Raw genomic sequence first — 22,867 nt, 5'->3', positions numbered from 1 at the left:
GGCGAGAGGCGCAGCTAACTGATTCTTTTGGAGAGGCGTTGTATTTGGGGCTTGCCCCACGACCAGGCCGAGAACAACAAAAACTGTCCTAAGACAGAGCCTGTACTGGTTGGATCGAGAGATCACTGCAATTCAGCGACCAAAGCAATCCGTTTGCTCTTGGCTCCCGATTGGGAGGGCCACGAAGGAAAAGCTTCGTGGCGAGGGCACTCAACAAAAACAAGAAGCCCGAATCAATAATAAAAAGAGCACGCAACTACTTCTTGGGGAGCTTCGGCTCCCCTTGTAGTTTCTCCTCCGCTGCAAAATCCCCTATTTTTATCGTGCGCGATGCCTGTAGCCTGCGGCTTGCAGCTCAAATCGGCCGTGTCCTACACCATCCCCCGACTAAATGCTAGAATCTGCGCCCATCATGCGGTCATTCTTTGGTATGGCCGAACATTCCTTCAAACAGTGCATCCCATGCTGAAGAAGTTGTTCCAGTCATTCCGAACTCCCGTGCGTCGTACGCAACACATCCGCAGCACCCCTGAAGTGCTCAACAGCGGTCAACATTCGCTGCAGAAAACGCAGTTCAGCCGCTATGCGGTGAATATCGTCGAACGCCTGCAAGGTGCCGGTTACCAGGCTTATCTGGTCGGCGGTTGCGTGCGTGACATGCTGCTGGGCATCACGCCCAAGGATTTCGACGTCGCCACCAGCGCCACGCCTGAGCAGGTCCGTGCCGAATTCCGCAATGCGCGGATCATCGGCCGTCGCTTCAAACTGGTGCACATCCATTTCGGTCGTGAAATCATCGAAGTCGCGACCTTCCGCGCCAATCACCCGGTCAACGAAGACGACGAAGACAGCAATCAGTCTTCGCGTAACGAGAGCGGGCGGATTCTGCGCGACAACGTTTACGGCACCCTGGAAGAAGACGCGCAACGCCGCGACTTCACCATCAACGCCCTGTATTACGATCCGGTCAGCGAGCGCATCCTCGATTACGCCAACGGCGTACACGACATCCGCAATCACCTGATCCGTTTGATCGGCGATCCGAAGCAACGCTATCAGGAAGACCCGGTGCGCATGCTGCGCGCCGTGCGTTTCGCCGCCAAGCTCAACTTCGGCATCGAGAAGCACACCGTGCAGCCGATCCGTGAACTGGCGCCGATGCTGCGCGAGATCCCGTCAGCGCGGCTGTTCGAAGAAGTGCTCAAGCTGTTCCTCTCGGGACACGGCGCGATCACTTTCGAAATGCTGGTCGACCTGCAACTGTTCGCCCCGCTGTTCCCGGCCAGTGCCGATGCACTGGAACACAACCCGGAATACACCCACACGCTGATCAGCGAAGCGCTGACCAACACTGACCTGCGCATCAAGCAGAACAAACCGGTGACCCCGGCGTTCCTGTTCGCCGCTTTGTTGTGGCCGGCCCTGCCGGCCCGCGTGTTGCGCTTGCAGGAACGTGGCATGCCGCCGATACCGGCGATGCAGGAAGGCGCCCACGAACTGATCGCCGAACAGTGCCAGCGCATTGCGATTCCAAAGCGCTTCACCATGCCGATCCGCGAGATCTGGGACATGCAGGAACGCCTGCCACGTCGCAGCGGCAAACGCGCCGACCTGTTGCTCGACAACCCGCGTTTCCGCGCCGGTTACGACTTCTTGCTGCTGCGCGAAAGCGCCGGCGAAGAGACCGATGGCCTCGGCGAATGGTGGACTGACTATCAGGACGCCAACGACAGCGAACGCCGCGACATGATCCGCGACCTCAGCGGCAAGGGTGATGACGCCAGCGGCGCGCCACGCAAACGTCGCCGCAGCAGTGGTTCCAAGCGCAAACGCGCCGGCGCCCCGAGCGCTTCGACCGGCGAGTAACGGCATGGAACGCATCTACATCGGCATGGGCAGCAACCTCGCTGACCCGGCCGAACAATTGCGCAGCGCCGTCGAGGCGCTGGGGCAATTGCCGCAGACCACACTCGTGGGCGTTTCCGCCTTCTACCAAAGCGACTCCCTGTTGCCCGGCCAACCGCGCTACACCAACGCGGTGGCGGCGCTCGACTGCTCGCTCGCCCCACTGGAACTGCTCGATGCATTGCAAGCCATCGAGAATGACCAAGGTCGCGAACGCCTCGAGCGTTGGGGCCCGCGCACGCTGGATCTGGATATTCTGCTGTTCGGCGATCGACTGATCGACGAGCCACGCCTGAAAGTCCCGCATTACCAGATTCAGGAACGCGCGTTCGTACTCTATCCCCTTGCCGAATTGGCGCCGCAAGATCTGCGTCTGGCCGACGGTCGGACCCTCCCCGACTTGCTGGCAGCCTGCCCGTTCGTCGGCCTGGAACGCGTCGCGACAGATTGATTGCAATCCCCTGTGGGAGCGAGCCTGCTCGCGAAAGCGGTGTGTCATTCAACGCTGTGTTGGCTGATCCACCGCTTTCGCGAGCAAGCTCGCTCCCACATTGGTTTATTCCACACCCGGGATTTTGTCGGACAAAAAACCGCCGAATCAGCCCCGCCGCACCGCTGAATCGCATCAGTAACGCCGGTAACACTCCCCTCGTAACAATGCGGTAACACACGCAATTGACTTCCTGTTGGCTCATCACGACTATAGGCGTCCCGCTGCCGCCAACCGGCACATACGGGCGCAATCCAGGCCTTATAAGCACGACAAAAGAGCGTGCGCCTGAGTAGATGACGAATCACGCGCGTTACTCGCAGTAGTTTCCAGAGCGCCTGAACGAGGATTTTTTACATGCCAGCCATTACCCTGACCACGCTCCAGAGCCTCAAGCAGAAAGGTGAAAAGATCACCATGCTGACCTGCTATGACGCGACCTTCGCCCACGCCTGCAATGAGGCCGGTGTCGAAGTGCTGCTGGTGGGCGACTCCCTCGGCATGGTCCTGCAAGGTCACGACAGCACGTTGCCGGTGACCACCGCAGAAATGGCCTACCACACCGCGTGCGTCAAACGCGGCAACACTGACGCGCTGATCCTCGCCGACCTGCCGTTCATGGCCAACGCCACCCTCGAACAAACCATGACCAACAGCGCCATGCTGATGCAGGCCGGTGCGCACATGATCAAGGTTGAAGGTCAGCTGTGGCTGGCAGAGTCGATTCGTCTGCTCGCCGAGCGCGGTGTGCCGGTTTGCGCACACATGGGCCTGACCCCGCAAGCGGTGAACATTCTCGGCGGCTATAAAGTGCAGGGCCGCAACGAGAACCAGGCGCGGCAGATGCGTGCCGATGCGATCTCACTGGAACAGGCTGGTGCGGCCATGCTGCTGCTGGAATGCGTGCCGAGTGAGCTGGCCGCTGAAATCAGCCAGGCCGTGAAGATTCCGGTGATTGGTATCGGTGCCGGCAACGCCACCGACGGCCAGGTTCTGGTGCTGCACGACATGCTCGGCCTGTCGATTACTGGCCGTGTGCCGAAGTTCGTGAAGAACTTCATGCACGGTCAGGACAGCATTCAGTCCGCGCTGAAGGCTTACGTCAACGAAGTCAAAGCCACCACGTTCCCTGGCATCGAACACGGATTCTCTGCATGAACACCGTAAAAACCGTGCGCGAACTGCGCGCCGCTGTCGCCCGCGCCCGCAACGAAGGCAAGCGCATCGGCTTCGTGCCGACCATGGGCAACCTGCACAGCGGCCACGTCGCGCTGATCACCAAAGCCACGCAACGTGTGGATTTCGTGGTCGCGAGCATTTTCGTCAACCCGCTGCAGTTCGGCGCCGGCGAAGACCTCGACAAGTACCCGCGCACCTTGGCGGCGGATCAGGAAAAACTCCTCGAAGCCGGCTGCTCCCTGCTGTTCGCGCCAACGGTCGAGGAAATGTACCCCGACGGCATGGCCGGGCAGACCCGGGTCAGCGTGCCGCAACTCTCCGAAGGCCTGTGCGGCGCCAGCCGTCCGGGGCACTTTGAAGGCGTGGCGACGGTGGTGAGCAAGCTGTTCAACATGGTCCAGCCGGATCTGGCGATTTTCGGCCAGAAGGATTACCAGCAACTGGCAGTGATCCGCGCGTTGGTGCATGACCTGAACATGCCGATCCAGATCATCGGCGAGCCAACCGTTCGCGCGGCCGATGGCCTGGCGCTGTCATCGCGCAATGGCTTCCTCAGCGAAGAGCAACGCGCCGTGGCACCGGTGGTTTATCGCAGCCTGAGCAACATTGCCGAGTCGATCAAGCAAGGCGAACGCGATTTCCCGGCGCTGATCAGCGACCAGTTGCAGCAGCTGGAAGCGGCGGGCCTGCGGCCGGATTACCTGGAAATCCGCCACGCCCTGACCTTGCGTCCGGCGACGGTGCAAGACCGTGATCTGGTGATTCTGGTGGCCGCGTTCCTGGGCACCACGCGGTTGATCGACAACCTGCACCTGAATCTGGACACCCCCGCTTAAAAACACCGCAATACCAACTGTGGGAGCGAGCCTGCTCGCGGAAGCGGTGTGTCATTCAGCACAAATGTTGACTGACACACCGCTTTCGCGAGCAGGCTCGCTCCCACAGTGGTTTGGGGCGTATGAAAGATCGCATTTCAGCTGTATTGCCGCCTTAAAAGCCTTCGGGCACACTGCCCGCCGTTCGATTCCAACCCGGGAAAACCCACATGCACGCGATCATGCTCAAGGCCAAACTGCACCGCGCCGAAGTCACTCATGCAGTGCTCGATTACGAAGGTTCGTGCGCCATCGATGGCGAGTGGCTGGACTTGTCCGGCATCCGGGAATACGAGCAGATCCAGATTTATAACGTCGACAACGGCGAGCGCTTCACCACTTATGCCATCCGTGGTGAGGAAGGCTCGCGGATGATCTCGGTCAACGGCGCCGCCGCGCACAAGGCCAAGGTCGGCGACCGCGTGATCATTTGCGCCTACGCCCACTACAGCGAAGCCGAACTGGAAAACTTCAAGCCGCGCATGCTCTACATGGCACCGGGCAATGAGCTGAGCCACACCAGCAACGCCATCCCGGTTCAGCTCGCCTGAACCCGAAACTGCCTCACCCCCTCCGTTTGTCGGCCAAATCCCCGTCGCGATGTTAAAAAAGTACAGGGATCTGGTCAGACAAAGTCAAGACAGAACGCAGCGCGAGGTTTACTGTATTCGCCCTGTGTCCAGAAATCGTGTCGACGCAGCTGGCCCCACGCCCAAACATGGCGTGCCGTGGCTGTTCCGTGTTCAAAAGGCCGTTCAAGTAAAAAGGAAAACCGCAGCGATGGCGTACTACCGCACTCCTCACGACGTTACCGCTCTGCCCGCCTGGCAAGCGTTGAAAGATCACCGCCAAGCCATGCAGGATTTCAGCATGCGCGAAGCCTTCAACGCCGATCCGCAGCGCTTCAATCAGTTCACCCTCAGCAGCTGCGGACTGTTTCTCGATTATTCGAAGAATTTGATCAACGCCGAGACCCGCAACTTGCTGGTGGGTCTGGCCAATGAAGTCGATCTGAAAGGCGCGATCAAAGCGCTGTTCGACGGCGAAATCGTCAACGCTTCCGAAGGCCGCCCGGCGCTGCATACCGCCCTGCGCCGTCCGGTCGGCGACAAGCTGTCGGTCAACGGCGTCAACGTGATGCCGGAAGTCCACAAAGTGTTGAACCAGATCACTGATCTGGTCGGCCGTATCCACGACGGTCTGTGGCGCGGTTACACCGAGAAGCCGATCACCGACGTGGTCAACATCGGCATCGGTGGCTCGTTCCTCGGCCCTGAGCTGGTTTCCGAAGCGCTGCTGTCCTACGCGCAGAAAGGCGTGCGTTGCCACTATCTGGCGAACATCGACGGCAGCGAGTTCCACGAGCTGACGCAAAAGCTGCGCGCCGAAACCACGCTGTTCATCGTTTCGTCGAAATCGTTCAACACCCTCGAAACCCTGAAGAACGCTCAAGCCGCCCGAGCCTGGTACTTGGCGCAGGGTGGTTCGGAAGCAGAGCTGTATCGTCACTTCATCGCCGTATCGAGCAACAATGCCGCGGCCGTGGCGTTCGGTATCCGCGAAGAAAACATCTTCCCGATGTGGGACTGGGTCGGCGGTCGTTACTCGCTGTGGTCGGCCATCGGTTTGCCAATCGCGCTGGCCATCGGCATGTCCAACTTCAAGGAACTGCTGTCCGGTGCCTACACCATGGACCAGCATTTCCAGACCGCGCCGTTCGAACAGAACATGCCGGTGCTGCTGGCGCTGCTCGGCGTCTGGTACGGCAACTTCTGGGGCGCGCAAAGCCACGCGATCCTGCCGTACGACCACTACCTGCGTAACATCACCAAGCACTTGCAACAACTGGACATGGAATCCAACGGCAAGAGCGTGCGTCAGGACGGCACTCCGGTGTCGACCGATACCGGCCCGGTGATCTGGGGCGGCGTCGGCTGCAACGGTCAGCACGCTTACCACCAGTTGCTGCACCAAGGTTCGCAACTGATCCCGGCCGACTTCATTGTGCCGATCGTCAGCTTCAACCCGGTCTCCGACCACCATCAGTGGCTGTACGCCAACTGCCTGTCGCAGAGCCAGGCGCTGATGCTCGGCAAGACCCTGCCGGAAGCCGAGCAGGAGCTGCGCGACAAAGGCATGAGCGAAGAGCAGGTGCACAAACTCGCGCCGCACAAGGTGATCCCGGGCAACCGTCCGAGCAACACCCTGGTGGTCGAACGCATCAGCCCGCGTCGTCTCGGCGCGCTGGTGGCGATGTATGAACACAAAGTGTTCGTGCAGAGCGTGGTCTGGGGCATCAACGCCTTCGACCAGTGGGGCGTGGAACTGGGCAAGGAATTGGGTAAAGGCGTTTACAACCGTCTGGTGGGCAGCGATGAAACCGTTGCCGATGACCCTTCCACCCAAGGCCTGATCAACTACTTCCGCGGTCGTCACCGCGGGTGATGTGAATGGGTTGCCCACAATTCCAGTGGGCAACCCATATCCAATGTGGGAGCAGTTGTTTTACACATGACTTGAACCTCGGCATCGCTCGGCGCATCTTTATTCCTGTCGCACCACAAGAATAAGGAACCGTCATGTTCGATATCAGCACGTTCCCCAAAGCCGATGCCGTCCGCCGGGCTGCGCAATTGAGTCAGGATGACTATCGGCGCCTGTACCGCGAATCCATTGAACACCCCGACACCTTCTGGGCCGAACAGGCCACGCGTTTCCTCGACTGGAGCACGCCGTGGCAGACCGTTCAGCGCTATGACCTGAAAACCGGTGAGGCCGCTTGGTTTGCCGGGGGCAAACTGAACGTCAGCTACAACTGCATCGACCGTCACCTGGAAAAGCGCGGCGCACAAATCGCCCTGCTCTGGGAAGGCGACGACCCTGCCGAGTCCGCGCAAATCACCTACCAAAAACTCCACCACCATGTCTGCCGCTTGGCCAACGTGCTGAAAAGCCGTGGCGTGAAGAAAGGCGACCGGGTGTGCATCTACATGCCGATGATCCCCGAAGCCGCGTACGCCATGCTCGCTTGCACGCGGATCGGCGCGGTCCATTCGGTGGTGTTTGGCGGTTTCTCCCCGGACTCCCTGCGTGACCGCATTCTCGATGCCGACTGCCGCACCGTGATCACCGCCGACGAAGGTGTGCGCGGCGGCAAGTTCGTGCCGCTGAAACAGAATGTCGACAAAGCCCTGCAAAGTTGCCCGGATGTCAGCACCGTCGTGGTGGTCGAACGCAGCCAAGGCAACGTCGACTGGGTCGAGGGCCGCGACCTCTGGTATCACCAAGCCGTGCGCGACGTCAGCGACGATTGCCCACCGGAGCCGATGGACGCCGAAGACCCGCTGTTCATCCTTTACACCTCCGGCAGCACCGGCAAACCCAAAGGCGTGCTGCACACCACCGGTGGCTACTTGCTGCAAGCGGCGATGACCTTCAAATACGTGCTCGATTACCGCGATGGCGAAGTGTTCTGGTGTACCGCCGACGTCGGCTGGGTCACCGGCCACAGCTACATCGTCTACGGCCCGTTGGCCAACGGCGCGACCACACTGATGTTCGAAGGCGTGCCGAGCTACCCGAGCAGTTCGCGTTTCTGGCAAGTCATCGATAAACACAAGGTCAACATCTTCTACACCGCCCCCACCGCCCTGCGTGCGTTGATGCGTGAAGGCGCCGAACCGTTGCAGGAAACCTCGCGCGCCAGCCTCAGATTACTCGGCAGCGTCGGTGAGCCGATCAATCCAGAGGCGTGGGAATGGTATTTCAACATCGTAGGAGAACAGCGCTGCCCTATCGTTGATACCTGGTGGCAGACCGAAACCGGCGGCATCATGCTCAGCCCGTTGGTCAGCGCACAACGGATCAAACCGGGTTGCGCGACACAGCCGATGTTCGGCGTGCAACCGGTGTTACTTGATGAACAAGGCAAGGAAATCCAAGGCGCCGGCAGCGGCGTGCTGGCGATCAAATCCAGTTGGCCGGCGCAGATCCGCAGCGTCTATGGCGACCCGCAACGGATGGTCGACACCTATTTCAAACCCTACCCCGGTTACTACTTCACCGGTGACGGCGCGCGGCGCGACGAGGACGGCGATTATTGGATCACCGGGCGCATCGACGACGTGATCAACGTTTCCGGCCACCGCATCGGCACCGCTGAAGTGGAGAGTGCTTTGGTCCTGCACGACAGCATCGCCGAGGCCGCCGTGGTTGGTTACCCGCACGACGTCAAAGGTCAGGGCATCTATGCCTTCGTCACGCCCATGAACGGCGCGGAACCGAATGACGAACTGAAGAAGGAACTGCTGGCCCACGTCAGCAAGGAAATCGGCAGCTTCGCCAAACCGGACCTGATCCAGTGGGCGCCAGCCTTGCCGAAAACCCGCTCAGGCAAGATCATGCGCCGCATCCTGCGCAAGATCGCTTGCAACGAACTCGACAGCCTCGGCGACACCTCGACCCTGGCCGACCCGAGTGTGGTGCAAGGCCTGATCGACAAGCGCCTCAATCAGTAACATCCCGGGCGCGGTCAATCGGCCGCGCCCGCCCTCCTTCATTGAGTGGTCATGGAATTCATCCGCAGCCGTATCGAACAGCAACTCATGAGCCTGACCGGGTTGTCCCTCGGTCAGCTCGACCTGGAAAACCCTAAGGGCGATCCCGGCCTGTTCGGCCCTGATTCGGTCAGTTGGCAAGTGCACGGCGACTTCAGCAGCATGTTGATCGGCGGCATCAGCGCACTGTTGTTGCAAGCGCTGCATCCACTGGCGCTGGCCGGGGTCTGGGATCATTCGAATTTTCGTCAGGACATGCTCGGGCGCTTGCGGCGCACCAGTCAGTTTGTTTCCGGCACTACCTTCGGTTCGCGGCGGGATGCCGATTGGCTGATCGAGAAAGTCCGCACCATTCACCTGCAAGTGGTCGGCACCGCGCCGGATGGCCGGCCTTACGCCGCCAGCGATCCGGACTTACTGACATGGGTGCATGTGGCCGAAGTCAGCAACTTCCTCGCCGCGCATTTGCGGTATCGCAATCCGCAGTTGTCGGGGGCGGATCAGGATCGTTACTACGCGGAAATTGCCGTGGTCGCCGAGCGCTTGGGCGCGCGAGCCGTACCGAAATCGCGGCAGGCCGTGGCTGACTACCTGCAACGCATGCAGCCGCAGTTGTTGTGTGATGGACGCAGCCGTGAAGTCTTGCGCTTGTTGCTGGCCGCGCCAGCGCCGAGTGTTTTGGCGCGGCCGTTTGGTGATCTGATGATGAAGGCAGGGATTGATCTGCTGCCGGACTGGGCCAGCGACATGCTTGAGGTGCGGCAGAGTTCGCTACAACGCCAGTTGGTTCGCGCCAGCGTTCGACGCAGCGCACCGATGCTGCGTTGGGCGATGCGCAATGGCTCGGTGCAACGAGCGAAACGCAGGATGGGGCTGAGCTGACGCTCAGAGCTGCAAGTTTGGAGCTTGAAGCTTGAAGCTTGGAGCTTGCAGCTCAGTAACTGCTAAACTCCCGCGCCCCAATTCTCTCCAGCAAGGCGCCCGCATGTCTTCCTTGAATCAGGCGCTGCGCGCCGCCCTCGATCAACGTCAGGACTTGCTCGCTGAGCTGCACAGCCAGGGCACCGATTGCTATCGCCTGTTCCATGGCAGCCAGGAAGGCGCCGGTGGTCTGACCATCGACCGCTACGGCCCGCAACTGCTGGTGCAGAGCTTTCACCAGACGCTTGAACGTGATGACCTGCTGCAATTGCACGCGATGGTCAGTCAGACGCTGGGTCTGGAATTGCTGTTGGTCTACAACGATCGCTCCCGTGGCAACTCGCGGATCGACCGCGAAGACAACGTCTACAAAGCCGACGAGGCGGCGCTGGCCGATCTGGTTGGCCACGAATGGGGCCTTAAGTACTGCGTACGCGGGCGTCATGCCGGGCAAGATCCGCTGCTGTTCCTCGACCTGCGTAACACCCGTGGCTGGGTCAAGGACCACGCCAAGGGCAAATCCGTGCTCAACCTGTTCGCCTACACCTGCGGCGTTGGCCTCAGTGCCGCTGCCGGTGGCGCCAGCGAAGTGTGCAATCTGGATTTCGCTGAAGGCAATCTGGCGGTCGGTCGCGAAAACGGTCTGCTCAACCCGCAATTGCCCGAGATGCAATTCATCCAGTCCGACTACTTCCCGGCGATCCGCCAACTCGCCGGCTTGCCGATCAGCCAGCGCCGCGGGCAGAAACTGCCGAGCTACCAGCGTCTGGAACAGCGTCAATACGATCTGGTGTTGCTCGATCCGCCGGCCTGGGCCAAGAGCGCGTTCGGCACCGTCGACTTGCTGCGCGACTATCAAAGCCTGCTCAAGCCAGCCCTGCTGACCACCGCCGACAACGGCGTGCTGATCTGCTGCAACAACCTGGCGAAAGTCAGCATGGACGATTGGCGCGAGCAAGTGCTGCGTTGCGCCGAAAAGGCTGGCCGACCAGTGCGCGAGTGGAGCGTAATGACCCCGGGGGCTGACTTTCCGTCCCTCGACCAGCAACCGCCACTGAAAACCCTGATCCTGCAGCTCTGATCCGCTGACAACTTTCCCATGTGGGAGCGAGCCTGCTCGCGAAAGCGGTGTATCAGGCAACAAATAAAGCGACTGATATGACGCCTTCGCGAGCAGGCTCGCTCCCACCTGTAATGAGTTCCTACAGAAGAATCTGAGCAATCCTGCAGCACGGCGGTTACTTCGGAACCAGAATCGCGTGCCATACTCCAAGGCACTCCGATTCAGACAGATGAAGCCGCACATGCCCAAAGGATTGATTCGCGCGATTGGCGCCTTGTTGACAGCTCTGGCCCTCTACAGCCTGCTGGGGTTTCTGATTTTGCCGGGTATCGCCCTGCGCGTGGCCAATCAGCAACTGGCCAACTATGCGACCGTACCTGCGCATATCCAGCGTATCGAACTCAACCCGTTCAGCCTTGAGGTCACCCTGTGGGGGCTGGTCATCGGCGAGCCGGGCAAGGAGCAGGTCGGCTTCGAGCGTCTCTACGCTGACCTGCAAATCGACAGCCTGTGGACCAAAGCTCTGCACCTGGCCAACATCGAACTGGACAAACCCAAGAGCGAAATCCTCTTCGCCAAAGACGGCAAGCTCAATCTGCTCGGCCTGTTCAACGTGCCAGCCAGCGAGCCAACCCCGGCCGATCCCAACGCCAAACCGTTCCCGCTGCGCATCGACAACATCAAACTGGCCGGCGGCGTCGTGCATTTTCAGGATGTACGCCCCAGCGAACCCATCGAATTCCTCTACGACGACCTCAGCTTCGAGCTGAAAAACCTCAGCACCCTGCCCGAAGACAGCGCCGACATGACCCTGGTCGCCATCGGCCCGGCCGGTGGGCGCATCGACTGGAGCGGCAATTTCAGCCTGATCCCGTTCACCTCCGAAGGCACCCTGAAAGTCACCGACGGCAAGATGAAAGCCTTCTGGCCGTACGTGCGTGACTCGGTGCCCTTGGTGCTCGAAGACGGCGTGATCAGCCTCAGCACTGAATACAAACTCAATCTGTCGAAAGAAACCGAACTGCTGCTCAACAACGTCGCCGTCAGCATTGCGCCGTTTGCGATCAAGGCTCCGGACGGGCGCCCACTGGCAAAACTCGAACGTCTGGACGTCAGCGAAACCTCCGTCGACCTGGCCAAGCAGCAAGTGGTGGTCGGCAAGGTTCGCAGCCAGAAACTGGAAACCTGGGCCGCGCTTGAAGCCGACGGCCAACTCGACTGGCAGAAGCTGTTCGCCAGCCAGCCGTCGAAACCGGCGGCCAAAGCCGCCGCAGAACCGGCCAGCACACCGGCAGCCGCTGATTCGCCGAAAGCTGAACCGAACGCCCCGAGCAAACCGTGGCAAGTGCTGCTCAAAGATGTGCAATTGCGCAACTACACCGTGCATGTGGCCGATCGTTCAGCGAATCCGCCGGTGGCGCTGGATATCACCCCACTGAACGTTGACCTGGAGGGTTACGACAGCCTCAACGGCTCGCCCTTCAAGCTCAAGCTCGACAGCGGGCTGGGCAAGCAAGGCAAGATCAGCGCCGACGGCACGGTCAATCTGGCCCCGGTCAACGCCCAGCTCAACGTCAAAACCCAAGACATCGACCTGCGTGTCGCGCAGTCCTACATCAACCCGTTCATTCGCCTCGAACTGCGCAGCGGCATGCTCGGCAGTGACTTGAAGGTCAACCTCAAGAGCACCGAACCGCTGGCGCTCAGCGTCACCGGGCGGGCGCAGATCGATCAGTTGCACACCCTCGACACCCTGAAAACCCGCGACTTCCTCAAGTGGCAGCAAGTGGTGGTCGAAGGGCTGAACTATCAACACGGCGACAGCCTGTCGATCGACAAGGTCAATCTGTTCCAGCCGTATGTGCGGTTCATGATCAACGATGACCGCACCACCAACATCGACGACCTGCTGATCCCGCAGCCAGCCGACGGTGGCGCAAAAACCGCCGCGGCCCAACCGGCCAGCAAAGACAAGCCGCTGGGCATTCACATCGGCGGCATCGCTATCAATGACGGCTCGGCCAACTTCGCCGACTTTAGCCTGACGCCGAACTTCGCCACCGCCGTCCAGCAGCTCAACGGTCAGATCGGCACCATCGACAGCCGTCAGGCAAAACCGGCCAGTGTCGACATCAAGGGCAAGGTCGACCGTTACGCGCCAGTGACCATCAAGGGTGCGGTCAATCCGTTCGATCCGATGGCCAGCCTCGACATCGCCACCAGTTTCAAGCGCGTCGAACTGACAACGCTGACGCCGTACTCCGGCAAGTTTGCCGGTTACCGCATCCGCAAGGGCCGGCTCAACCTCGACCTGCATTACCTGATTACCAAAGGCCAGCTCAAAGCCGAGAACAAAGTAGTGGTCGAGCAATTGCAGCTTGGCGAGAAAGTCGACAGCCCGGATGCCGTGAGCCTGCCGCTGAAACTGGCGATCGCCTTGCTCAAGGACGTCGACGGCAAGATCTCCATCGAGTTGCCGGTCACCGGTGATCTGAACAATCCGCAGTTCAGCGTGATGCCGATTGTCTGGCAGACCCTGCGCAACCTCATCGTCAAAGCCGCTGCAGCGCCGTTCAAGTTGATTGGCGGGCTGGTCAGCGGTGGTGGCTCACAGGATCTCGGCACCGTGTCGTTCGCCCCGGGTTCCAGCGAGTTGAACAAGGACGCCGAAGCCGCGCTGGTCAAACTGTCTCAGGCGCTGAAAGAGCGTCCGGCCCTGCGCCTGGAAATCGAAGGCACGGCGGCCAAAAGCAGCGACGGTCCGTTGATCGCCGAGCAGCGTCTGGAACGTGAATACCAGTACAACTACTACAAGATGCTCCAGCGTCGCGGCGACAAAGTCCCGGCTCAGGCCTCGCTGATCGAAGTGCCGGACAGTGAGAAAGGTCCGTTGCTTGAAGGCATCTACCGCACCCGCCTGAAAACCCAGCCGCCGGCTGAATGGAAGGATCTGGGCAAGGAAGAACGCACGGCGAAGCTGCGCGAAGGCGTGATCCAGTTCTGGAGTGGCAGCGATGTGCTGCTGCGTCAGCTCGGTCAAGACCGGGCCAGCAGCATCAAGGATTATCTGGTCGACAAGGGCCAATTGGCCGACGACCGCGTGTACTTCATCGACGCCAACCTGGGCGAGGCCGAAAGCGATGGCCGCGTAGTGACGCAAATGCACCTGGATGCCGAATGATGAAACGCCATTGGCTGGCCGTGCTGACACTGAGCTTCGCTGCCGGCCATGCCGCCGCGTCCGATACCCTGCGTTGCGGCAGCCAGCTGATCAGCCTGGGCGACCGCTCCAGCGAAGTGCTGCAGAAGTGCGGCGAGCCGGTCAGCCGCGACGTGCTGGGCTACAAGCGCAGCGCCAACCGGCGCGAGGAGTTTCAAGTCGAGGAATGGACCTACGGCCCGAGCAACGGCATGTACCAATACCTGCGCTTTGAAGGCAATCGCTTGCGGCAGATCAACAGCAAACGCGGTAACTAAACCAACACCAAACCCCTGTGGGAGCGAGCCTGCTCGCGAAAGCGGTGTGTCAGTCAAAGCTGTTTTGAATGACACACCGCTTTCGCGAGCAGGTTCGCTCCCACAATTGTTTTATGTTGCCCCTGAAATAGAACAGGCCCCGACACAAGTGGCGGGGCCCGTAATGGTCACATCCGTGTGACCGTTCGCATGAACTCTAAAGTTGCGGCAGACGTATGGCTCGGCCCGTCTGTCGCGCCTTCTCCCGGTCCAGGCGAGAAGTCATGCCTTACTCGGCTTTCAGGCCATCAGCGGAGACCGCTTTAACGCCTTTGATTTTCTTGGCGATCGCAACAGCGATGTCTTTCTGCGAATCGGTTACTGCAGTAGTCGACGACAGCGACACAACGCCTTTGTTGGTTTCTACTTTGATGTCGGTGCCTGGGATGCCTTTCTCGGTAACCAGGTCAGCTTTGACTTTGGTGGTGATCCAGGTATCTGAAGTAGCTTCTTTAGCCTGGGTAACTTCACCAGCAGCCAAAGTCATTGGAGCAGCCTGAGTGGTTTGGGCGAATGCGCCGGAAGCCATGGTCAGGGTCAGCGCGGTAGCAGCAGCGGCAGTGATAGCGAACTTCTTCATACGAGTAACTCCTGTTTTTCTGGAAAGTCTGCTGCATGTCTTGTCAGCAGGGTTACCGAGGTAGTTGCGAACGTTGTGCCAACTTTTTCAAACACATAAAAACCATATAAATCAATGAGTTATGAGAATCGAAAAATTCCGGATTCATGCAAAATGCATGACTCGGTAAATATTCACATGCAAGTTGCGGCTTTTTGGAAAGTTCCTAAGACGCTGAAATTATTGAAGCTTTTTTGAAGTACCGCGCAATGAAAAATGCCCCGCAAGTGCGGGGCATTTTTGTACAGCGACGAGGTTAAACGCCTGGGCAACTGGTGGTGCTGTAGTCTTTGGAGCCGGAGAACTTGCAGGTCCAACCGGCAGCGGCAGTACGGGTCAAGGTAACGGTTTGCCCCAGAACGGGCGCTGGAGCGTTGAGCAATGTGCAAGTAATAGTGCCCGTGCCATCGGCAACCTTGCCGGCCGCTGCCAATGTGCAGTTTTGGGTCGCTGATTTATCAGCGTTCACATTAGTGATGCTCGGATCAGCCGAACCAGCATTGATCACGTCTTCGAAATTGACCTTCAGCGCCGAAGCCTCGGCAATCCCTGCCGTCACCTTCGCACGCGCCTGATACTTGGAATACTGCGGCAAGGCGATGGTCGCCAGAATGCCGATGATCGCCACAACGATCAGCAGCTCGATCAGAGTAAAACCTTGTTGTTTTTTCATAGACACGCTCCATGCATGAGTCGAAATCTCATGATCTGAAAGTGACGCAGCATAGGCCATGCCAATGCGTTCGAGGCCCCATACTCGGGGCGTGAACCGCGAACAGCGCCATTTCCTACAACCTGCAACCGCACTATCTGACACTTTTTGTCACCTGCACCCGACGTGTTTGGCGCTGTCACTTGACTAGGCTATAAGTCATGAACTGCAAGCGTGCGGAATCCCCATGAATGACATCGCTCTGAGCGGTCTGGCCAAGCAATTGGTGCAGGCCGAACTGCTCACGGAAAAAAGTGCCCAGCAAGCCTGGCAGCAGGCCCAACGCAATCGCCAGTCGCTGGTCAGCTATCTGGTGCAGAACAAACAGGTGAAAGCCCTGCAGGTCGCCGAGATCGCGTCGGAGCATTTCGGCATGGCGTTTCTCGACCTTAACTGCCTGGACAAGGAAACCCAGCCCAAAGGTCTGGTCAGCGAGAAACTTGTGCGCCAGCACCACGCCCTGCCCCTGTGGCGGCGTGGCAACAAACTGTTCGTGGGGATTTCCGACCCGAGCAATCATCAGGCAATCAACGACATCCAGTTCAGCACCGGGCTGAGCACCGAAGCCATTCTGGTCGAGGATGACAAGCTCACCGATGCCATCGAGCGCTTCTTCGACACCCACGCTTCCGGCCTCGAAGACATGGCCGACGTTGACCTCGACGGCCTCGATGTTGAATCCGGAGATGACAACAAACAGGACGCCATTGGCGGGCTCGACGCCGACGATGCGCCGGTGGTGCGCTTCGTTCACAAGATGCTGCTGGACGCGATCAAAAGCGGTTCCTCCGACCTGCACTTCGAGCCGTACGAAAAGAACTACCGCGTGCGGGTGCGCACCGATGGCATCTTGCGCGAGGTGGCCAAGCCGCCGATCCAGTTGGCCGGGCGCATTGCCGCGCGCCTGAAGGTCATGGCCAGTCTCGACATCTCGGAACGGCGCAAACCCCAGGACGGGCGGATCAAGATGCGCTTGTCGAAAAGCAAGTCGATCGATTTCCGGGTCAACACCTTGCCGACCCTGTGGGGCGAAAAAGTGGTGATCCGGATTCTCGACCCTTCCAGCGCGCAAATAGGCATCGATGCGCTGGGCTATGAGCCGGCGCAGAAAGATTTGTACATGGCCGCGCTCAAGCAGCCGCAAGGGATGATTCTGGTGACCGGCCCGACCGGCTCGGGTAAAACCGTGTCGCTGTACACCGGCCTGAATATCCTCAACACCGTCGACATCAATATTTCCACCGCCGAAGACCCGGTGGAGATCAACATGGAAGGCATCAACCAGGTCAACGTCAATCCCCGGCAAGGGCTCGACTTTGCCCAGGCCCTGCGCTCGTTTCTGCGTCAGGACCCGGACGTGATCATGGTCGGCGAGATCCGTGACCTGGAAACCGCTGAGATCGCCATCAAAGCCGCGCAGACCGGTCACCTCGTACTCTCGACCCTGCACACCAACAGCGCAGCTGAAACCCTTACGCGTCTGCACAACATGGGTATTCCTGGCTTCAACATTGCGACGTCGGTCAGCCTGATCATTGCCCAGCGGCTGGCGCGCAAACTGTGCAGCCATTGCAAACGGCCCATCGAGATCCCCCGCGAAACGCTGATCAAGGAAGGTTTCCCCGCGGAACGCATCGGCCATTTCACGATCTACGAGCCGGTCGGTTGCGACCATTGCAACGGTGGCTACAAGGGCCGCGTGGGGATTTATGAAGTGGTGAAAAACACTGCAGAACTGCAACGGCTGATCATGGCCGAAGGCAATTCACTGGAAATCGATAGTCAAATGCGTCGCGACGGCTTCGACGATCTGCGCACCTCCGGGCTGCACAAGGCCATGCAAGGCATCACCAGCCTTGAAGAAATCAACCGGGTTACCAAGGACTGAACATGGCGGTCAAGGCAGCGAAAATGAACGTCTACGCCTGGGAAGGTACGGACAGGAAAGGCAGCAAGATCACCGGAGAGTTGAGCGGGCTGAATCCCGCACTGGTCAAGGCGCAGTTACGCAAACAGGGGATCAATCCCGGCAAGGTGCGCAAGAAATCCGCGTCCCTGCTGAGTTTCGGCAAACGCATCAAGGCCCAGGATATCGCCCTGTTCACCCGGCAAATGGCAACCATGATGAAGGCTGGCGTGCCATTGCTGCAGTCATTCGACATCATCGGCGAGGGCTTCGAAAACCCGGCGATGCGCAAACTGGTGGACGAGGTGAAACAAGAGGTCGCCGCCGGTAACAGCTTCGCCACAGCACTGCGCAAGAAGCCGCAGTATTTCGACGAGTTGTATTGCAACCTGGTCGATGCCGGCGAGCAGTCCGGTGCCCTCGATACGCTGCTGGAACGGGTCGCGACCTACAAGGAAAAAAGCGAACGGCTCAAGGCCAAGATCAAGAAAGCCATGACCTACCCCACCGCCGTGGTCTTGGTCGCTGCGGTTGTCACCGGGATTCTTTTGGTGAAAGTGGTCCCGCAATTCCAGTCGGTGTTCAAAGGGTTTGGCGCCGAACTGCCGGCCTTCACCCTGATGGTCATCAGCCTGTCGGAATTCATGCAGCAATGGTGGTGGGCGATTCTCGTCGCTTTGGTGGGGGCGATTTTTGGCACCCGCCATGCCCTGAAGAAATCCCAGGCCTTGCGTGATCGTCGCGACACCTGGCTGTTGAAACTGCCGCTGGTTGGCACATTGATGTACAAGTCCGCCGTCGCCCGTTTCGCGCGAACCCTTTCGACGACGTTTGCCGCCGGTGTGCCGCTGGTGGAGGCGCTCGACTCGGTGGCTGGCGCCACCGGCAATGTGGTGTTCAAACGCGCGGTGCTGCGCATTCGTCAGGATGTCGCGACCGGCATGCAGTTGAATTTTTCCATGCGCAGCACCGGTGTCTTTCCCAATATGGCCGTGCAGATGACCGCGATTGGTGAAGAATCGGGTGCACTCGACGACATGCTCGACAAGGTCGCAGGGTTCTACGAGGAAGAAGTGGATAACATGGTCGACAACCTCACCAGCCTCATGGAGCCGTTCATCATGGTCGTGCTGGGGGTGATCGTCGGCGGGCTGGTCGTGGCCATGTACCTGCCGATCTTCCAACTCGGCTCAGCGATCTGACATGCCTATCGACGAACTGTTTGTCCTGTACCCGCTGGCCTTTGTCGGCACCGCGCTGCTGTTGGGGCTGGTGGTCGGCAGCTTTCTCAACGTGCTGATCTGGCGTCTGCCGAAAATGCTCGAGCGCGATTGGCGCCAGCAGGCCCAAGACGTGCTCGGTCTACCCGGCGAAACGCCACTGCCCACCTACAACCTGATGCTGCCGCACTCCGAGTGCCCGCATTGTGCGCATCGCATCCGCCCGTGGGAAAACATTCCGCTGCTCAGTTATCTGTGGCTGCGCGGACGCTGTTCGGCCTGCGCCGCACCGATCAGCAAGCGTTATCCACTGACCGAGCTGGCGTGCGGTCTGCTGTCGGCCTTCATTGCCTGGCATTTCGGTTTTGGCTGGCCCGCGTGCTTGCTGATCTTCCTGACCTGGGGCTTGTTGGCGATGAGCCTGATCGACACGGAGCACCAGTTACTGCCCGATGTGCTGGTCATGCCGCTGCTGTGGTTGGGGTTGATCGTCAACAGTTTCGGGCTGTTCGTGCCGCTGCACGATGCTCTGTGGGGCGCGGTGGCGGGTTACATGGCGCTGTGGTCGGTGTTCTGGCTGTTCAAGTTGCTGACCGGCAAGGACGGCATGGGCCACGGTGACTTCAAGTTGCTGGCCCTGCTCGGCGCGTGGGGCGGCTGGCAGATTCTGCCGCTGACGATCCTGCTGTCGTCGCTGGTGGGCGCGATCATTGGCGTGCTTGTGTTGCGTTTGCGCAAGCAGGAAACCTCGACGCCGATCCCCTTCGGCCCCTATCTGGCAATTGCCGGCTGGATTGCCTTGCTCTGGGGTGGTCAAATAACCGACTTCTATTGGCAGTTTGTCGGTTTGAAATGAATACCCCTGTGGAAAAACCCTGGATTCTCGGCCTGACCGGCGGCATTGGCAGCGGCAAAAGCGCGGCGGCCCAGCACTTCATCGACCTCGGCGTTCATGTGGTCGATGCCGATCATGCAGCGCGCTGGGTAGTCGAGCCGGGCCGGCCGGCACTGGCGAAAATTGCCGAGCATTTCGGTCCCGACGTGTTACAAGCTGACGGCACGCTGGACCGTGCAGCCCTGCGCAAGCTGATCTTCGAAGTGCCGGAGCAACGGCGCTGGCTCGAAGCCCTGCTGCATCCATTGATCGGCGAGGAAATCGCTCATCACCTGGCACTGGCAAAATCGCCTTACGCGATTCTGGTTTCGCCGCTGTTGATCGAGTCCGGCCAATACGCGATGACCCAGCGCATCCTGGTGATCGACGCCCCGCAACAACTGCAGATCGAACGCACCTTGCAGCGTGACCAGACCAGCGAGCAGCAGGTTCAGGCGATCCTCAAGGCGCAATCCAGCCGTGAAGATCGCGTGAGCCGTGCCGACGACGTGGTGGTCAACGACCGCGACCTCACCTGGCTGCACAGCGAAGTCGAGCGTCTGCATCACTTTTACCTGACTTTATCCGGAGGCCAAGCATGAGCCAGATCCCCACCGTTGAATGCCCAACCTGCGGCGCACCCGTTGAATTCACCCCTGAAAACAAGTTTCGCCCGTTCTGTTCCGATCGCTGCAAACTGATTGACCTCGGCGCTTGGGCCTCGGAAGAACACAAGATTCCGGTCGCGCCGGATGCGGAAGACGAACTGTTTTCCGGCGATTTCGATCCGCGCCACTGATCCCGCTCAGGACAGCTCTGGTGGGAATCAAGGCTTGGGATCGTCGTCCTTCCACGGCGCCGAAAGGTAGCGCGTGCGGTTGAAGGTCTCGAGCCATTCCGGGCTGAACACCACGAGTGCACTGATGATCATGCCGTTGATGAACGCCTCGGGAAAAATGATCAGCCACAGGTAACCGATGAAATCCTCCAGCCATTCGGGCATGGCGAAGATGCCGTCGTACCAGAGCAACGTCAGGCTCAGTAGCAGGCAAAGCAATGCCGACAGCGCGGCTGACAGAAAACCGGAGCAGAAGATGTAGACGAATGGATTTCGTGGCTGCGCGCGCTCGACGAGGATTGCTATGCACTCAGTGATCAACACCGGCAGCAGAATGAACAGTGAGCCGTTGACCCCAAGCGCCGCGAGATCCTGACGCCCGAGCAGCACCAGACCAAGCTGCGCCACCAGCCCGCCGACAATCGCCAAGGGCCAATCGAGCAGCAACGTCACGGCAGTCATACCGATAAAGTGATAGGACACGCCGGTATCGAAATCCCTGCGCACCAGCCACAGCAGAAACAACGCGAACACCGTGCCGAACAACAAATGCTGACGGCGACTGTCGCTGAACAACTCGAGCCACGGCGAACGCATGATCGCCCACAGCAGCACAGGCAGGTAAATCAGCCAGCCGAGCGTCAGGCTTGTCGTCGAAAGCAGTTCAGCCCCGATCATCATTCCCTCACTTTATTCGCGGGTTTGCGTCCTTTATCGCAGTCTACACCGCCACCCGAGGAGCATCCGCCACGCAAAGCTTTCTGCTTGTCGCATTTGAACGCTAAGCTTGGGCCTATGGATGACTCAGATTATTTACGCCTGCTGACCATCGCGGCCGAGCAGGCCAACGCGTTCCTGTCCAATGCCCGCAAATGGGAGCGTGAGCGTTGGGTCTGCCAGCGCCTGCTGCAAGGCCTGAACATTCCCTATCGCGCCGACGAATTCGCCCCTGCCGGCGAGCCGCCGGACGTATTGTTTCGCGATGCCAATTTCGAAGTGTTCTTCGTCCTCGATGAAGGCCGACGGCTCAATGACGAGTGGCGCGACGAACTGCAGCGCCGGCGCAGTGCCTTTTCCCTCAGCCAACTGGTGCGTCGTGAAGCCAAGCCCAAGCGCATCCCGGCCAATGAATTTCTGATGCGACTGGCACCGACCTTGCGCAAAAAAGCGCATAACTACAAGGAACGCGGTATGGATCTGGGCGAACTGGACATCATCGCCTTCGCCAGCCTCAAGCGTGAAGTGCTGGATTTGAACAGCCACTTTCCGCCGCCCACCGAATATTTGCGTCAGGGCTGGCGTTCACTGTCCCTTGTCGGTCCGACCTTCGCCCGCGTGCTGTTCGCCCACCCGGACGCGCCGGATTTTCTGCGCAGCAACCTGGGGCGCAGCATAGTCTTTGATGTAGGAATCAGCCTGTGACGCCGCTTCAACAACTGATCGCCGACGTGCCGCAGACCGGGCGCGTGCGCTGGATTGGCGTGCGACCTGAATCCCGTGGGCCGATGATCGAGCTGGATGCCGTCGAGGCGCGGCTCGAGGCAGGGCTGACTGGCGACCACGCCCGTCCCGGTGTGCGCAATGCGCGGCAGGTGACGCTGATTCAGTGGGAACATCTGGCGGTGATCAGCGCCTTGATGGGCCGTCACGACGATCAGCCGGTCAGGCCTGAAGATCTGCGGCGCAATCTCGTTATCAGCGGTATCAATTTGTTTAGTCTGAAGGGTCGGCGCTTTCGCATCGGTCAGGCAATATTCGAAACCACGGGCTGGTGTCAGCCCTGCGCACGCCTGCAAAACAACCTTGGCCCCGGCACGTTTCAAGCGGTGCGCGGGCATGGCGGAATTACTGCGCGGGTGTTACAAAGCGGGATCATTCGCCTGGATGATGGCGTGTCTGTCGAGCCGGTTCCGGACAGCGGCTATGCTCCGTTCAACCCCGGATAAAAACCGCTGTAGCTTCTGCCCATTCAGCAACGTCTACCTGACGAGGCAAATATGACCAGCCGCCTGAACCCCAAAGACCAGAAACATGTCGAAGAGTACCTGCAACTGTCCCAACACCGTGTCGAGCGCCGGCCTTTCCGGCCGTGGATGCTCCTGGTGCTGGTGCTGGCAGTGACCATTGGTCTGGGCCTGTTGAGCCGATTTATCAGTTACCTGACGCTATGAGCTGCATCGCGCTCGCTTGGGT

At 59.7% G+C, this 22,867-nt stretch carries 22 protein-coding genes; 19 read left to right on the top strand and 3 right to left on the bottom strand.

Annotated elements, in window-relative coordinates; all coding sequences use genetic code 11:
- Positions 1 to 462 precede the first annotated feature (462 nt).
- From ACQ4OE_RS18550 to ACQ4OE_RS18500, 11 genes are all read left to right on the top strand, one after another.
- Positions 463 to 1,866: a polynucleotide adenylyltransferase PcnB gene (locus tag ACQ4OE_RS18550; protein ID WP_038369032.1), complete on the top strand. Its 1,404-nt coding sequence runs from the start codon at positions 463 to 465 to the stop codon at positions 1,864 to 1,866.
- Between the two features lie 4 nt (positions 1,867 to 1,870).
- Positions 1,871 to 2,356, top strand: a complete 486-nt coding sequence (gene folK, locus ACQ4OE_RS18545) for a 2-amino-4-hydroxy-6-hydroxymethyldihydropteridine diphosphokinase (RefSeq protein WP_430947488.1) — start codon at positions 1,871 to 1,873, stop codon at positions 2,354 to 2,356.
- Between the two features lie 396 nt (positions 2,357 to 2,752).
- Positions 2,753 to 3,553 carry a 3-methyl-2-oxobutanoate hydroxymethyltransferase gene (panB, locus tag ACQ4OE_RS18540; RefSeq protein WP_127929806.1) on the top strand — a complete coding sequence of 267 codons (801 nt, stop codon included), beginning with the start codon at positions 2,753 to 2,755 and terminating at the stop codon, positions 3,551 to 3,553.
- Positions 3,550 to 4,410 carry a pantoate--beta-alanine ligase gene (gene panC / locus ACQ4OE_RS18535; protein ID WP_430947487.1) on the top strand — a complete coding sequence of 287 codons (861 nt, stop codon included), beginning with the start codon at positions 3,550 to 3,552 and terminating at the stop codon, positions 4,408 to 4,410. The genes panB and panC overlap by 4 nt, the downstream gene beginning before the upstream one ends.
- Positions 4,411 to 4,619: 209 nt before the next feature.
- Complete coding sequence (gene panD, locus ACQ4OE_RS18530) at positions 4,620 to 5,000, top strand: aspartate 1-decarboxylase (protein WP_122592815.1); 381 nt, start codon at positions 4,620 to 4,622, stop codon at positions 4,998 to 5,000.
- A 229-nt stretch (positions 5,001 to 5,229) separates the two neighbouring features.
- Positions 5,230 to 6,894: a glucose-6-phosphate isomerase gene (gene pgi, locus ACQ4OE_RS18525; protein WP_122592814.1), complete on the top strand. Its 1,665-nt coding sequence runs from the start codon at positions 5,230 to 5,232 to the stop codon at positions 6,892 to 6,894.
- 134 nt (positions 6,895 to 7,028) lie between these two features.
- Complete coding sequence (acs, locus tag ACQ4OE_RS18520) at positions 7,029 to 8,966, top strand: acetate--CoA ligase (RefSeq protein ID WP_430947486.1); 1,938 nt, start codon at positions 7,029 to 7,031, stop codon at positions 8,964 to 8,966.
- A 51-nt stretch (positions 8,967 to 9,017) separates the two neighbouring features.
- Positions 9,018 to 9,887, top strand: a complete 870-nt coding sequence (locus tag ACQ4OE_RS18515) for an oxygenase MpaB family protein (RefSeq protein ID WP_430947485.1) — start codon at positions 9,018 to 9,020, stop codon at positions 9,885 to 9,887.
- 103 nt (positions 9,888 to 9,990) lie between these two features.
- A complete protein-coding gene (locus tag ACQ4OE_RS18510; protein ID WP_430947484.1) occupies positions 9,991 to 11,007 on the top strand; it encodes a class I SAM-dependent rRNA methyltransferase in 1,017 nt (338 codons plus the stop codon).
- Between the two features lie 211 nt (positions 11,008 to 11,218).
- Complete coding sequence (locus tag ACQ4OE_RS18505) at positions 11,219 to 14,170, top strand: DUF748 domain-containing protein (protein WP_430947483.1); 2,952 nt, start codon at positions 11,219 to 11,221, stop codon at positions 14,168 to 14,170.
- Positions 14,170 to 14,466: a DUF2845 domain-containing protein gene (locus ACQ4OE_RS18500; RefSeq protein ID WP_430947506.1), complete on the top strand. Its 297-nt coding sequence runs from the start codon at positions 14,170 to 14,172 to the stop codon at positions 14,464 to 14,466. The genes ACQ4OE_RS18505 and ACQ4OE_RS18500 overlap by 1 nt, the downstream gene beginning before the upstream one ends.
- A gap of 268 nt (positions 14,467 to 14,734) precedes the next feature.
- Here the strand turns inward: ACQ4OE_RS18500 and ACQ4OE_RS18495 are convergent, their stop codons facing one another.
- Both ACQ4OE_RS18495 and ACQ4OE_RS18490 read right to left on the bottom strand, forming a co-directional pair.
- Positions 14,735 to 15,085 carry a BON domain-containing protein gene (locus tag ACQ4OE_RS18495; protein WP_430947482.1) on the bottom strand — a complete coding sequence of 117 codons (351 nt, stop codon included), beginning with the start codon at positions 15,083 to 15,085 and terminating at the stop codon, positions 14,735 to 14,737.
- A gap of 295 nt (positions 15,086 to 15,380) precedes the next feature.
- Positions 15,381 to 15,797 carry a pilin gene (locus tag ACQ4OE_RS18490; protein WP_430947481.1) on the bottom strand — a complete coding sequence of 139 codons (417 nt, stop codon included), beginning with the start codon at positions 15,795 to 15,797 and terminating at the stop codon, positions 15,381 to 15,383.
- 226 nt (positions 15,798 to 16,023) lie between these two features.
- Between ACQ4OE_RS18490 and pilB the strand changes: the two genes are divergently transcribed.
- From pilB to yacG, 5 genes are read left to right on the top strand one after another with little or no spacing between them, the layout of a single operon-like run.
- Positions 16,024 to 17,724, top strand: coding sequence for a type IV-A pilus assembly ATPase PilB (gene pilB, locus ACQ4OE_RS18485; protein WP_430947480.1), 1,701 nt, complete (start codon positions 16,024 to 16,026; stop codon positions 17,722 to 17,724).
- 2 nt (positions 17,725 to 17,726) lie between these two features.
- Positions 17,727 to 18,944, top strand: a complete 1,218-nt coding sequence (locus ACQ4OE_RS18480; RefSeq protein ID WP_122592805.1) for a type II secretion system F family protein — start codon at positions 17,727 to 17,729, stop codon at positions 18,942 to 18,944.
- A gap of 1 nt (position 18,945) precedes the next feature.
- Positions 18,946 to 19,818: a prepilin peptidase gene (locus ACQ4OE_RS18475; protein ID WP_430947479.1), complete on the top strand. Its 873-nt coding sequence runs from the start codon at positions 18,946 to 18,948 to the stop codon at positions 19,816 to 19,818.
- Positions 19,815 to 20,438, top strand: coding sequence for a dephospho-CoA kinase (gene coaE, locus ACQ4OE_RS18470; RefSeq protein ID WP_122592803.1), 624 nt, complete (start codon positions 19,815 to 19,817; stop codon positions 20,436 to 20,438). The genes ACQ4OE_RS18475 and coaE overlap by 4 nt, the downstream gene beginning before the upstream one ends.
- Complete coding sequence (gene yacG, locus ACQ4OE_RS18465) at positions 20,435 to 20,635, top strand: DNA gyrase inhibitor YacG (RefSeq protein WP_007959585.1); 201 nt, start codon at positions 20,435 to 20,437, stop codon at positions 20,633 to 20,635. The genes coaE and yacG overlap by 4 nt, the downstream gene beginning before the upstream one ends.
- 27 nt (positions 20,636 to 20,662) lie before the next feature.
- Here the strand turns inward: yacG and ACQ4OE_RS18460 are convergent, their stop codons facing one another.
- Positions 20,663 to 21,352: an energy-coupling factor ABC transporter permease gene (locus ACQ4OE_RS18460; RefSeq protein WP_430947478.1), complete on the bottom strand. Its 690-nt coding sequence runs from the start codon at positions 21,350 to 21,352 to the stop codon at positions 20,663 to 20,665.
- 117 nt (positions 21,353 to 21,469) lie between these two features.
- Here ACQ4OE_RS18460 and ACQ4OE_RS18455 point away from each other — a divergent pair, with 117 nt between their 5' ends.
- The 3 genes from ACQ4OE_RS18455 to ACQ4OE_RS18445 are packed head-to-tail and all read left to right on the top strand — an operon-like array spanning position 21,470 to position 22,845.
- Complete coding sequence (locus ACQ4OE_RS18455; protein ID WP_008078503.1) at positions 21,470 to 22,096, top strand: DUF1780 domain-containing protein; 627 nt, start codon at positions 21,470 to 21,472, stop codon at positions 22,094 to 22,096.
- Complete coding sequence (locus tag ACQ4OE_RS18450) at positions 22,093 to 22,620, top strand: MOSC domain-containing protein (protein WP_430947477.1); 528 nt, start codon at positions 22,093 to 22,095, stop codon at positions 22,618 to 22,620. The genes ACQ4OE_RS18455 and ACQ4OE_RS18450 overlap by 4 nt, the downstream gene beginning before the upstream one ends.
- Positions 22,621 to 22,671: 51 nt before the next feature.
- Positions 22,672 to 22,845 (top strand): DUF3094 family protein, encoded by a 174-nt coding sequence (locus tag ACQ4OE_RS18445; protein WP_430947476.1) that lies wholly within the window; start codon positions 22,672 to 22,674, stop codon positions 22,843 to 22,845.
- Positions 22,846 to 22,867: the final 22 nt, after the last annotated feature.

The sequence above is a fragment of the Pseudomonas sp. WC2 genome, assembly GCF_050586545.1.
Lineage (GTDB): Bacteria > Pseudomonadota > Gammaproteobacteria > Pseudomonadales > Pseudomonadaceae > Aquipseudomonas.
The sequence above is the reverse complement of the archived record's forward strand: the minus strand, read 5'-3'. Positions and strand labels throughout refer to the sequence as shown.

Coding starts and splice junctions, on each gene's coding strand:
- ACQ4OE_RS18550 (WP_038369032.1), top strand. CDS start 463: ATGCTGAAGAAGTTGTTCCAGTCATTCCGAACTCCCGTGCGTCGTACG.
- folK (WP_430947488.1), top strand. CDS start 1,871: ATGGAACGCATCTACATCGGCATGGGCAGCAACCTCGCTGACCCGGCC.
- panB (WP_127929806.1), top strand. CDS start 2,753: ATGCCAGCCATTACCCTGACCACGCTCCAGAGCCTCAAGCAGAAAGGT.
- panC (WP_430947487.1), top strand. CDS start 3,550: ATGAACACCGTAAAAACCGTGCGCGAACTGCGCGCCGCTGTCGCCCGC.
- panD (WP_122592815.1), top strand. CDS start 4,620: ATGCACGCGATCATGCTCAAGGCCAAACTGCACCGCGCCGAAGTCACT.
- pgi (WP_122592814.1), top strand. CDS start 5,230: ATGGCGTACTACCGCACTCCTCACGACGTTACCGCTCTGCCCGCCTGG.
- acs (WP_430947486.1), top strand. CDS start 7,029: ATGTTCGATATCAGCACGTTCCCCAAAGCCGATGCCGTCCGCCGGGCT.
- ACQ4OE_RS18515 (WP_430947485.1), top strand. CDS start 9,018: ATGGAATTCATCCGCAGCCGTATCGAACAGCAACTCATGAGCCTGACC.
- ACQ4OE_RS18510 (WP_430947484.1), top strand. CDS start 9,991: ATGTCTTCCTTGAATCAGGCGCTGCGCGCCGCCCTCGATCAACGTCAG.
- ACQ4OE_RS18505 (WP_430947483.1), top strand. CDS start 11,219: ATGAAGCCGCACATGCCCAAAGGATTGATTCGCGCGATTGGCGCCTTG.
- ACQ4OE_RS18500 (WP_430947506.1), top strand. CDS start 14,170: ATGAAACGCCATTGGCTGGCCGTGCTGACACTGAGCTTCGCTGCCGGC.
- ACQ4OE_RS18495 (WP_430947482.1), bottom strand. CDS start 15,085: ATGAAGAAGTTCGCTATCACTGCCGCTGCTGCTACCGCGCTGACCCTG.
- ACQ4OE_RS18490 (WP_430947481.1), bottom strand. CDS start 15,797: ATGAAAAAACAACAAGGTTTTACTCTGATCGAGCTGCTGATCGTTGTG.
- pilB (WP_430947480.1), top strand. CDS start 16,024: ATGAATGACATCGCTCTGAGCGGTCTGGCCAAGCAATTGGTGCAGGCC.
- ACQ4OE_RS18480 (WP_122592805.1), top strand. CDS start 17,727: ATGGCGGTCAAGGCAGCGAAAATGAACGTCTACGCCTGGGAAGGTACG.
- ACQ4OE_RS18475 (WP_430947479.1), top strand. CDS start 18,946: ATGCCTATCGACGAACTGTTTGTCCTGTACCCGCTGGCCTTTGTCGGC.
- coaE (WP_122592803.1), top strand. CDS start 19,815: ATGAATACCCCTGTGGAAAAACCCTGGATTCTCGGCCTGACCGGCGGC.
- yacG (WP_007959585.1), top strand. CDS start 20,435: ATGAGCCAGATCCCCACCGTTGAATGCCCAACCTGCGGCGCACCCGTT.
- ACQ4OE_RS18460 (WP_430947478.1), bottom strand. CDS start 21,352: ATGATCGGGGCTGAACTGCTTTCGACGACAAGCCTGACGCTCGGCTGG.
- ACQ4OE_RS18455 (WP_008078503.1), top strand. CDS start 21,470: ATGGATGACTCAGATTATTTACGCCTGCTGACCATCGCGGCCGAGCAG.
- ACQ4OE_RS18445 (WP_430947476.1), top strand. CDS start 22,672: ATGACCAGCCGCCTGAACCCCAAAGACCAGAAACATGTCGAAGAGTAC.